Source organism: Shewanella sp. 10N.286.45.A1, from assembly GCF_041470405.1.
Classification (GTDB): Bacteria; Pseudomonadota; Gammaproteobacteria; order Enterobacterales; family Shewanellaceae; genus Shewanella.
In genome coordinates this window covers 1-10,532 of the sequence record NZ_JBFRMK010000281.1, presented here as the reverse complement: position 1 = coordinate 10,532, position 10,532 = coordinate 1, and the positions used below count along the sequence as shown (strand labels likewise).

Here is a 10,532-nt window from a genome sequence, read left to right as displayed (position 1 = left end):
AAACGACATAGCCTCCGCCTTGTCAAAATAGCCAATAAACTGCGGCAAAAACAACCGTGAAAGGTCAACAGCCCCTAGCATCATAAGGAAACAAACATGACACACCCAATTATTACTGATTTAGAGAACCGTTACACAGCAAAGAGATATGACGCATCAAAACGCGTTCCTCAGGCCGAACTTGATGTAATTTATGAGGCTATGCGTTTATCCGCTTCATCAATTAACTCTCAGCCTTGGAAGTTTATTGTGATTGAGAGCGATGCAGCTAAGCAACGTATGCACGACACATTTGCTAATAAATTTCAGTTTAATCAGCCGCACGTGAAATCAGCATCACACATTATTTTGTTTGCTCACAACCCACATTACACCCGTGACGATTACGCTAAAGTGGTTGATAAAGGTATTGAAGACGGTCGTACGAAACCTGAAGAGCGAGAGCAAGCTTTTGGTGGCTTTGCTTTTGCTGAGCTCAATACTGACGAGACTGGTAACACTGCAACCTGGACTAAATCTCAAACTTACTTAGCGCTGGGTAACACCTTGCATGTATTAGCTCGTCTTGGCATCGACTCTACCACAATGGAAGGCGTAGACAGTGAGCTTATCGGTGAGAATTTTAAAGATGAGTTAGATGGTTATGTCTGTGAGGTTGCACTGGCTATTGGTTACCACCATGCTGATGAAGACTACAATGCAGCACTGCCAAAATCACGCTTGAGCGCTGAAGCAGTTATGACCGTTATCTAATTAAACCGTTATTCAATGGACAAGTGACCATTGCTAAATAACCCCATAATGCCGTACATACTTGGTCGTATGTACGGTATTTTTTATAAAACTACGACTGATTCGATATCATAATTGTTCACTGCTCATCCAATTCTTAGCCTAAAGCCTTCACAGCGCAAAATTTGACAATTTATCGCTTAACTCATGATTGATTAAAGTTAGCTTTGTGTTACTTTCCCTTTGTTTTTTAATGATTAAACTCAAAAATGGTTAGATGAAGGTTGCCTAGCAACCACTAAGGGAAATAGACGTTATGACATCATCGAAGTTAACCACCTACATTTTAAGCGCTACGCTAGTAGCATTAAGTGGCTGCGCCCTCTCACCCAAAAATGTTAGTGATATTCAACTTAAAGATCCAAACTTTGCACACTGTATTGCACAAACAAAAATGGCAGTGTTGTCAGACATTACCGAGCTCAACTGCTCGGATAGACAGATCACCCATGTCGACGAAATTCGTTACATGCCGGCACTTACTGACCTCAATTTAATGAATAATGAATAATGAATTGGTAGAGTTTGATACAACACTCCGCCCCAACCTTCAGCGTTTAAATCTACAAGGCAATAATCTTTCCAATATCAATTTGAACAACAGCCCTGAGCTCACTTTCCTCAATATCTCTAACAATAAAATAAGCAACATCGATGTAGGCCAAAATTCAAAGCTGATTAGCCTTTACGCCTACAAACTGCCACTTACCCAAATTGATGTTTCTGCTCAATCAAAATTAAGAGATCTAGGCTTAAGCAAACATAAGCTAACTAATATCGATCTATCTAATAACCCGCAACTACAAAGCCTTAATTTATCTGTAGGCACACTGGATAATATCGACTTAACTCATAATGCTAAATTGAGCCATGTCTATCTTGCGAGTAATCAGCTGACACAAATAGACGTTAGCCAAAACCCGAAATTGATACAGCTATCTGTTAGAAATAATCAATTGAATGAACTCGATTTAAGCCGTAATTCACAACTGGTGACACTCAAAGCAGACTACAACAAAATTAAAGATGTTTCGTTTAGCGCTGAGCCGCTGATTACTGAGCTTGAGATCAACAATAATCGACTCACCGTATTAGATACTTCTGCATTCGCGCACTTAGATAAGCTGACCGCTTTCAATAACCCCTTACAGCTACTGAAGGTCAATCACGCGCAACCGCCAAAGGTGCTCTCTATTGAGGGCACCCCCTACGCATTATCGAATCAAGCACAAACTAACGAGCGAGCGCACGATTTCTAATCTACTATCGCCACGAGTGAGTATTCTAGAGGCTGGGTTAATCAGCCAAGATGGCAATCAATACAATATTTTTTCGAGCCAGCTAGTGCTGCCGTCTTTAGGCCAATATATACCCACCCGACCTGAAAATGCAGGATTCAGTGTGAGTTTAATGGGCTTTAGTCAAGGCATTGATTGCAGCTAATGGTCGCTCCCTTGGTAAAATCAATAACACAGAGTAAAACCCATTAAACCCCATCGAAGAAGGGGTTGTGCAAGCCCACTTCGTTGTTGCGGTAACTTAAAAGGGAATAACCATTCCCACGTTAACGCGCCTAGAATTGAACTAGCACAACACCTCTGAAACGAGCATTTTCAAGTGGGATGGGTATATAGGGTATCGTTATTCGGTAACCCTACCGAAAAATGCCAAAGGAAAGATAGCTCCCGAGCTCGTCAATCAGGCGCAATTCCCTATAACGGTGCGTATGACACACCCAGAAATTGTTGACCCTAAAAGCGGTAAAGGCTTCACGACATCAAGCTGGACAGACACTATGCTCAAGCATAATCGTAATTTGGCTATGTGGTATTTTGGCGACAAACATGAGCTGGTCAGCGGCCGCTGGACGCTCGATATTCTTTACCGTAATTCAGTCATAGCAACCAAGTCGTTTATGTTGGTCAATATGGATGAAGAACCAAAACAAAAGCCGCAGAAAAATGTCACCTTCGCTGATTTAATTAGCAATGGTCAACATTATCTATGCACGGATAAAAAGTACCGGAGCTGTTTAGGCTTCAGCGATAGCAGCCACTGCGAAACAAGCCTTCAGCCTTTTAAAGCCCAATGTCAGCAAAGTGCAATAAAAGCAGTTCAAAAGCTAAGGCGTAGGCCGATAAATACTCAACTTAAAGCTTTTTTTAGCCACCTTACCGCCTGTATGGGTGACAAATATATTCAGACAAGCAAACTTGTGCCACAACAGGTAGGTAGCTGCTTAAGTAATTAAACAACTATTTAGCGCAAACAACTATTTAGCGCAAACAACTTGCCACAATATCAATAGCCCGCTCTGTGCGGGCTTTATTATAACTACAGATAAAAACTGCTAGCGGCATCACGCTCCTTTACACTTCTTTAATTGAACTCGTTACTGAGTTTCATTACCATTCTCAACTTCAAAGTTTACTTATTTGTCTGCAACAACTTCCAGACAAAAATAAAGCCCTTATACAAATAAAAGTAAGCTATTAGCCGTAGTTGTCTTGTGCTTATATTTTGCCAAGACCGATTTGAGATCTTAACAATGAATGTCGTTCCCGCTTTAAAATGGTTCCACAATTGGGTTGGTTTTTTTATTAGCATTACCATGCTAATTGTATTAACAACAGGTGTTTACCTTGGCAGCATGGACATGCTCAAACGCCTTGATGACAAAGGACAACAATACGCACCACTGTCTATTGAGCGAAAAGCAGAGGTGACAAATACACTGTTTGAACGTTACCCAGAAATAAGCTCTGTTCGCTTTCCCACTGAGCACACCCCATATATTCAAGCTGGAGCAAGGGGCACAACAATAGCGTTAGATAGTGAGCTCAATGAGCTGTCTATTCGCAAGTTTTCTGAAATGCCGATGTATAGCACTGTTTTCTGGTTACACAGAAACTTCTTAATGGGTGACTTTGGTAAGTACCTCAATGCTTGGGCATCAATGATTGGTGCGGTTATCACCTTAGTGGGGATCTATCTATGGTGGCGAGTGCGTAAAGGTTTTCGCCTAAAACAAAGTCTCCCTAAAGATACTCGTTCAAGTAGCTTGTTAAAAAGTCACATTCAACTCGGATTGTTTATCTCTGTGCCTCTATTCGTTTTGTGTTTAAGTGGCTTTTTAATCACTTATAAAGGTTTGTGGTTCGGCGCATTAAAACCAAGCTCGAACATAGAAATTAGCTACCCTAAAAGCCAAGCTAAAGATTGGCCAAGCCAATTACAAACCGCGCAAAACATTTGGCCTGACTCTCTACTCGTTGCAGTCAGTAAAGATCGCGCTAAAAAGCCAAAAGAGGGAGAACCAGCAGCGGAACCTAGCTATAGCATCCAGTTCGATAGCCATAGCGACGTGTGGTTACGTAATGCAGACAGGATCAGTATCAATCACGCCGAAGGCACCATTAAATCGGCTTTAAAGCACAGCGACAGACCACTTTCAGCCCGAGTAGCCAGTTTTGTAAGACCGTTGCACGACGCGCTTAATATGCCTTTTGGTTACGTTGTATTTATTACGAGTGTGTCATTGGTTGGCTGCATGATCCTAATGTTTAGTGCACTAACTTTCTATCGACGTATTTTTAAGAAAAAACGCCGTTAGATCTCCAAAACATTAGCGGGTAATTGCTAGTAGCAAAACTTTACTAACAATTACCCAGTTGACATTTTATGCCATTTATAGAAGATTGACGCTGTAGAAAACTATAATAACTTCAGCATGGAAAAGCATAAAATAATGAAAAAATCACTAATTGCTATTGCCTTAGCCACTACCTTTTTAGGTGGCTGCGGCGCTTCGGATGTTAATGAAACAGCAGCGACAGAAGTCACTAAGACTACTGCAACTAAAGCGGAACTAGGCAGCTTCGGGGTTGACCTTTCTGCACGAAATGAAGCCGTCAAACCTGGCGATGACTTCTTTATGTACGCAAGCGGTACATGGTACGACCATTACATCATGCCTGCAGACAAGACTCGATATGGCGCATTTACAGGTCTTGCTGAGCGCAGTGAAGAGCAAGTTAAAGAGATCATCGATGATATTGCTAGCCGCAGTGATTTAAATGCTGAAGAGCAGCTCATTGCTGACTTCTACAAATCATACATGGACACAGATACCATCAACAAACTGGGTATCACGCCGATTCAAGGCACCCTTGATCAGATTTCAGCAATCAAGAATACCGATGATTTAACCAAGGTATTTGGTCAAGCATGGTTAACTGGCGCAACCTCTCCTATTTCTGGTGGTATGTGGTTTAACCGCCTAGATCCTAACCAATATGAAATGTCGATTGGTGCTGGCGGCTTAGGTTTACCAGATCGTTCATACTACCTTGAAGATAGCGAACGTTTCGTTAAAATCCGCAGCGCTTATGTTAGCCACATTGCACAAATGCTTGCATTCGCAGGTGTTAAAGATGGCGAAGCACGAGCACAAGCCATTCTTGCGTTAGAAACTAAGATGGCTGAGGGTCAGTGGCCTCGCGAAAAGCGTCGTAACCGTGACTTAACCTTAAACCAAGTTAAGCGTGCTGATCTTGCTAAGCAATATCCAGGCTTTGATTGGGATCTGTACTTCGCAGAAACCGGCTATAAAGTCCCACAGCTGAACATCTCGCAGCCTGATCCAGTTAAAACAATGATTGGCCTAGTCAATAGCGAGTCGCTTAAGGTTTGGCAAGATTACCTGACTTTCCATACCATCAGTAACAACTCAGATGTGCTTTCTGAAGATATCTACGCCGCTAACTTTGCATTTTACGGCAAAGAGCTAAGTGGCCAACAAGAGCCTCGCCCTCGTTGGAAACGTGCAATTTCAGAGATGTCAGGCACGCAATCATTAGGTTTCGCTATTGGTAAAGTGTATGTAGCCCGCTACTTCCCTGAATCTTCGAAGCAGCAGATGTCTGAGCTAGTTGAGAACTTACGTACCGCTATGGGTCAACGTATTGATGAGCTTGACTGGATGGGTGACGAAACTAAAGTTAATGCTCATGCAAAACTTGCCGCTTTCAATCCTAAAATTGGTTACCCAGATGTATGGCAAGAGTTTGATGGTTTAGTACTGACCAACAAAGATTTAGTCGGTAACATTCACAATCTACGCGAGTACTTTAAAGCTGATAGCGTAGCTAAAGAACTAAAGAAAACGGATCGCAACCGTTGGGGCATGACACCGCAACGGGTTAACGCCTACTACAATAGCTCGTTTAACGAGATTGTATTCCCAGCAGCCATTTTACAACCACCGTTCTTCGATCCTAATGCTGATGCAGCAGTGAACTATGGCGGTATTGGCGCTGTTATCGGCCATGAAATGGGCCACGGTTTTGATGACCAAGGTTCTAAGTCTGATGCCAACGGTATTCAACGCAATTGGTGGACAGATGCCGATCGTGCAGCATTTGAAGCCAAAGCTGATCAGCTAGCGGCTCAATACAGTAAGTATGAACCTATCCCTGATAACTTCGTCAATGGCCGAAATAGCCTTGGCGAAAACATTGGTGATGTAGGTGGTCTATCAATGGCTTATCACGCATACAAACTTAGCCTGAATGGCAAAGAAGCGCCGGTAATCGATGGCGTGACGGGCGATCAACGCTTCTTCCTTGCTTGGGCTCAAGTTTGGAAAGAGAAACGCACCGAGCAAAGTATGCTGAACCAGCTGCGAGCAGGTACTCATGCACCAGGTCGCTACCGTGCTCAAGCACCACGTAACCACGATGCATGGTACAAAGCCTTTGATGTTAAACCAGGTGATGCACTTTACTTAACTGAAGAAGAACGTGTACGTATTTGGTAAATAATATGAGCATGTTGGTATAAGAAAATAAAAAGCCCCGCTTATGCAAGCGGGGCTTTTTTACTCAGGACGGGACAAGCTGTGAAAAGCTTAATGCTTGCCTTTTACGCCATGACGTACCATCTCTTTACCGGTAACGAAGATTTCGTCGGTGATCCAACGGGCATGTAGTAACTTATGATTATTATCAAAAACAGCAACAAAGTGACGCCCATCGGCATTGTTAGTTGCCATACCTACGCCTTCTACACCTACCAGGCCTAGACCGCCATTCTCAACTGATAGCAGGAATGCTTCTAGTTTATCTAAGCTATCAATCACACTTTGTTCATCACTCATATTACTCTCTCTTCATCTTGCCAAAACTGTGTATGCAACAGCCTAGTATTGGCGCCATTTTAACGCGTCTATAACTAAATTTGCACTGAGTTAATGGTAAGTCAGAAAAAGTTTGACTTTTATACGACAAAGCAACTTGATTTAATTACCATTTCCAGCTTTAGTTACTGTCAACAAACTAGCAATTTTCCCTGTTCTTTTGGGCAGTTATATCTGTTTAACCGGAATAACACTAAACTTAAAGGATCTTTTATGAAGCTCAAATCTCTGTCTTTGCTCCTTATGCTGACACTATCGTCAACCTCTGCTTTGGCCGTCACTTGCCAATCTAATACCAGTGATCTCCCTTCATGGGCCAACAGTGAACGTAGAAGTGCAATCTTAGAGTTCGTAGAAGAGGTCAGCAACCCGAATAGCCCAAGGTTTGTCGCTGCTAAAGACCGTATCGCAGTGTTTGATAATGATGGCACCCTTTGGTCAGAACAGCCTATGTACTACCAACTGGTATTTACCTTAGAACAGATTAAAGGACTTGCCAGCAAACATCCACAGTGGAAAAACCAAACACCTTTTAAATGGGTGCTTAAAGATGATATTGAATCACTGATGAAAGCCGATCACCATGCACTGCTAGAGCTACTGCAAGCAACCCATTCAGGCTTAACAGTGGAGGCGTTTCAGCAGATAGTGCACAGCTGGGTGACTAAGAGTAAAAATCAACGCTTCGAGCGCAGTTATATCGACATGACCTATCAGCCAATGAAAGAGATGCTGACTTATCTTAAAGCCAACGGATTTACTAACTACATCGTCTCAGGTGGCGGCAGTGACTTTATGCGCGCCTGGACAGAGCAAGCATATGGCATACCTGCTGAGAATGTGATTGGCAGCAGTTTTGGATACGACGTAGTAAAAGTGGGCGCTGATACGGTGATAGTGAAAAATGGTGAGTTAGTGTCAAACAATGACAAACAGGTAAAAGTTGAAAATATTCAGCGCATTATTGGCAAAAAACCAATACTCGCGGTAGGTAATTCCGACGGCGATCACGCCATGATGCAATGGAGTACCAGCCAGAACATCCCTAGTATGGCAATGATAGTGCATCACACCGACAGTGAACGTGAATGGCAATATGATCGCGATTCATCCATTGGCCGGTTAGACAAGGCACTCGATGAGGCCAAACAAAAAGACAACTGGCACTTAATCGATATGAAAAATGACTGGTGTACAGTATTTGGTGCCACCAGCGCGAGTAAATAGCCCTATTGACAGTAACAGCTAACAAAGCAAAGAAGGCTTGAAAGCCTTCTTTGCTAAAATACTGATCCGTCATTTTCACGTGACAAATATACTCATCCACAGTTAGATTAAGTAGTACTTTATCATGACGAATCTTTATATCTGCGACGCTTTTAAAAGAATGAAATAGCCCCATATTAATAAGACAGCTAAACACATAGGAATTGATATGAGCAAGCAATACACTCCAGCAAAAGTTTGGACAATGGACAGTGAAAATGGTGGCGAATGGGCAAGCATCAATCGCCCAGACTCTGGCGCGAGATATGAAAGAACACTTCCTGTCGGTAAACACCCGATACAGTTGCACTCGTTAGCCACACCTAACGGCCAGAAAGTGACGATCATGCTTGAAGAGTTAATTGCACAAGGCGTATCTGGCGCCGATTACGATGCGTACCTCATTAATATTGGCGACAGCGATCAATTCTCATCAGGCTTTGTTGAGATAAACCCCAACTCTAAAATTCCAGCGCTGATTGATAACTCAGGCAATAGCGCAATCAATGTATTCGAATCGGGGAGCATTTTACTTTACCTTGCAGATAAGTTTGGCCACTTCTTGCCCACAGAGATTGCCGCCCGCACAGAAACCATGAACTGGCTATTTTGGCTACAAGGCTCTGCACCTTACCTTGGCGGTGGATTTGGTCATTTTTATGCTTATGCGCCTGAAAAGTTCGAGTATCCAATTGACCGTTTTACTATGGAAGCTAAGCGCCAACTCGATGTACTCGACAAGCAATTAGCAAAAAATGAGTATATCGCAGGTGAAGACTACACTATCGCCGATATGGCGATCTGGCCTTGGTACGGTAATTTAGTACTCGGTAAACTTTATAATGCCGCCGAGTTCCTTGATGTCGAAAGCTACACCCATGTGCAACGCTGGGCTAAGTTAGTTGGCGAACGAGCTGCAGTTAAACGTGGAAAAGTAGTCAACTGCACCTGGGGTGAAGAGTGGCAGCAATTAGCCGAGCGCCATAGTGCGAAAGATATCGATGCTGTACTAAAGAAGCAACCTTAAAGCTTATAGTGCTATAGCCTGCACGCCTGGGTCGAACAAGTATCACTCGCTCCAGGCGTGTTGTCATTCAGATTGATTACGTTCTGCTTCGCGCCGCACAAGGATAAAAGTTAGGTACATTTTGGTTGGCAATGATAGAACCATGCCAAAGGCAATACACATTGCGCTAATGATGATCCCTTTAACCCCCATCGCCTCCACAGTTTCACTAAAGTTGTGGAAATAGATCCCAAGTAAAATGAGGCAAAGACCAAGAGTAATAGCTGTTTTTAACAGTAATATCAGTTTTGTATCTGTCACGCTTTACCTCCCTTAATCATCATAGTACTCGGTGCTCGACGCTATCTTTCAATATTGAATCTATTTAGCCCATCACGCCATGATTCAGATCAAGCTTGAAAAGTTAATGTAGCAAAAGCTGATTAACACTCTAATGTTTCGACTCGCGCATTAAAGTTCAAACCACCTCTGCATACCTACAAAGCAGTATTTTTAGCTTTAACTGTGGTATTCAGACCTCTCTAACAGTCATAAATAGCGATTATTACTGTCACAATCACAGTTAAATACAGCAGCGTTGATGTAGATCAATAAGCACCTACGCCTTTTCGGGTCATATAATAGTGAACCAGATCACAAACAGCCGCATCGGTAATGATGCGGTACTCGCAAAAGTTGTGATTTAAAGCCTTACTAGAAATGAAATGTACAATTTAGAGGTGCACGATGGAGCTACTACCCAATTGCTATACAGATCTTTGCGTCAATGGAAAATGGTTCCACTATGATCACGGTGAAAGCTCTGTGTTTATGCTCAATGGCAGCAAACCTTTATCATTTGAGCTTGATTCGTTGCCAAAAACAGAAGATGAACTCGAATTACATTTAAGCCATATAGCAGCAAATCTAATCTAAACGAGCCCCTGCAGATCCTATAGAAAAATGGGCCTCTAAGGCCCATTTCAATATAATACCAATCGGTATAAAGATTTGGTCGCTCAGCGAGAGTTTAGCGGTTTTGAGGCCAGGCAATGAGTGAAGTACATAGTTAAACTAGGTTCAAGCTCATTAACGCAGCATCAGAGCCGCTAAAACTGGCCTGTAAGGAGTGTTTTTGGCTTCCTACTTCGGTGTTGGATAAAGGCAAAAGGGAACACCATTATGGCAATTATCCGCCTTGAATTAGTTCGCCAAAAAACACTCTGAGTAGACCAACTACTTATGCCGATTGGTATACCCGTACTACCTGAA

The 10,532-nt window shown here is 42.7% G+C and carries 11 protein-coding genes; 9 read left to right on the top strand and 2 right to left on the bottom strand.

Annotated elements, in window-relative coordinates:
* Window positions 1-96 precede the first annotated feature (96 nt).
* From AB4238_RS18835 to AB4238_RS18810, 6 genes are all read left to right on the top strand, one after another.
* Window positions 97-753, top strand: coding sequence for a nitroreductase family protein (locus tag AB4238_RS18835; protein WP_372034821.1), 657 nt, complete (start codon window positions 97-99; stop codon window positions 751-753).
* 295 nt (window positions 754-1,048) lie between these two features.
* Complete coding sequence (locus AB4238_RS18830) at window positions 1,049-1,303, top strand: hypothetical protein (protein ID WP_372034820.1); 255 nt, start codon at window positions 1,049-1,051, stop codon at window positions 1,301-1,303.
* Window positions 1,296-2,051, top strand: coding sequence for a hypothetical protein (locus AB4238_RS18825; protein ID WP_372034819.1), 756 nt, complete (start codon window positions 1,296-1,298; stop codon window positions 2,049-2,051). The genes AB4238_RS18830 and AB4238_RS18825 overlap by 8 nt, the downstream gene beginning before the upstream one ends.
* A 467-nt stretch (window positions 2,052-2,518) precedes the next feature.
* The gene (locus tag AB4238_RS18820; RefSeq protein ID WP_372034818.1) at window positions 2,519-3,043 is read left to right on the top strand and encodes a hypothetical protein; all 525 of its coding nucleotides are present in this window, start codon (window positions 2,519-2,521) and stop codon (window positions 3,041-3,043) included.
* A 297-nt stretch (window positions 3,044-3,340) separates the two neighbouring features.
* Window positions 3,341-4,405 carry a PepSY-associated TM helix domain-containing protein gene (locus AB4238_RS18815; RefSeq protein WP_372034817.1) on the top strand — a complete coding sequence of 355 codons (1,065 nt, stop codon included), beginning with the start codon at window positions 3,341-3,343 and terminating at the stop codon, window positions 4,403-4,405.
* A 135-nt stretch (window positions 4,406-4,540) separates the two neighbouring features.
* Window positions 4,541-6,610, top strand: a complete 2,070-nt coding sequence (locus AB4238_RS18810; RefSeq protein WP_372034816.1) for a M13 family metallopeptidase — start codon at window positions 4,541-4,543, stop codon at window positions 6,608-6,610.
* 90 nt (window positions 6,611-6,700) lie between these two features.
* Here AB4238_RS18810 and AB4238_RS18805 read toward each other — a convergent pair whose 3' ends face one another.
* Window positions 6,701-6,949 (bottom strand): hypothetical protein, encoded by a 249-nt coding sequence (locus tag AB4238_RS18805; RefSeq protein WP_248973269.1) that lies wholly within the window; start codon window positions 6,947-6,949, stop codon window positions 6,701-6,703.
* Between the two features lie 252 nt (window positions 6,950-7,201).
* On the opposite strand from AB4238_RS18805, the gene AB4238_RS18800 reads away from it, so the two are divergent.
* On the top strand, window positions 7,202-8,215 hold the full coding sequence (locus AB4238_RS18800) for an HAD family hydrolase (RefSeq protein WP_372034815.1): 1,014 nt from the start codon (window positions 7,202-7,204) through the stop codon (window positions 8,213-8,215).
* 208 nt (window positions 8,216-8,423) lie between these two features.
* A complete protein-coding gene (yghU, locus tag AB4238_RS18795) occupies window positions 8,424-9,281 on the top strand; it encodes a glutathione-dependent disulfide-bond oxidoreductase (protein ID WP_372034814.1) in 858 nt (285 codons plus the stop codon).
* Window positions 9,282-9,344: 63 nt separating this feature from the next.
* Here yghU and AB4238_RS18790 read toward each other — a convergent pair whose 3' ends face one another.
* Window positions 9,345-9,581: a hypothetical protein gene (locus AB4238_RS18790; protein WP_372034813.1), complete on the bottom strand. Its 237-nt coding sequence runs from the start codon at window positions 9,579-9,581 to the stop codon at window positions 9,345-9,347.
* 426 nt (window positions 9,582-10,007) lie between these two features.
* On the opposite strand from AB4238_RS18790, the gene AB4238_RS18785 reads away from it, so the two are divergent.
* A complete protein-coding gene (locus AB4238_RS18785) occupies window positions 10,008-10,196 on the top strand; it encodes a hypothetical protein (RefSeq protein WP_372034812.1) in 189 nt (62 codons plus the stop codon).
* The last annotated feature ends 336 nt before the right edge of the window (window positions 10,197-10,532 follow it).

Coding starts and splice junctions, on each gene's coding strand:
- AB4238_RS18835 (WP_372034821.1), top strand. CDS start 97: ATGACACACCCAATTATTACTGATTTAGAGAACCGTTACACAGCAAAG.
- AB4238_RS18830 (WP_372034820.1), top strand. CDS start 1,049: ATGACATCATCGAAGTTAACCACCTACATTTTAAGCGCTACGCTAGTA.
- AB4238_RS18825 (WP_372034819.1), top strand. CDS start 1,296: ATGAATAATGAATTGGTAGAGTTTGATACAACACTCCGCCCCAACCTT.
- AB4238_RS18820 (WP_372034818.1), top strand. CDS start 2,519: ATGACACACCCAGAAATTGTTGACCCTAAAAGCGGTAAAGGCTTCACG.
- AB4238_RS18815 (WP_372034817.1), top strand. CDS start 3,341: ATGAATGTCGTTCCCGCTTTAAAATGGTTCCACAATTGGGTTGGTTTT.
- AB4238_RS18810 (WP_372034816.1), top strand. CDS start 4,541: ATGAAAAAATCACTAATTGCTATTGCCTTAGCCACTACCTTTTTAGGT.
- AB4238_RS18805 (WP_248973269.1), bottom strand. CDS start 6,949: ATGAGTGATGAACAAAGTGTGATTGATAGCTTAGATAAACTAGAAGCA.
- AB4238_RS18800 (WP_372034815.1), top strand. CDS start 7,202: ATGAAGCTCAAATCTCTGTCTTTGCTCCTTATGCTGACACTATCGTCA.
- yghU (WP_372034814.1), top strand. CDS start 8,424: ATGAGCAAGCAATACACTCCAGCAAAAGTTTGGACAATGGACAGTGAA.
- AB4238_RS18785 (WP_372034812.1), top strand. CDS start 10,008: ATGGAGCTACTACCCAATTGCTATACAGATCTTTGCGTCAATGGAAAA.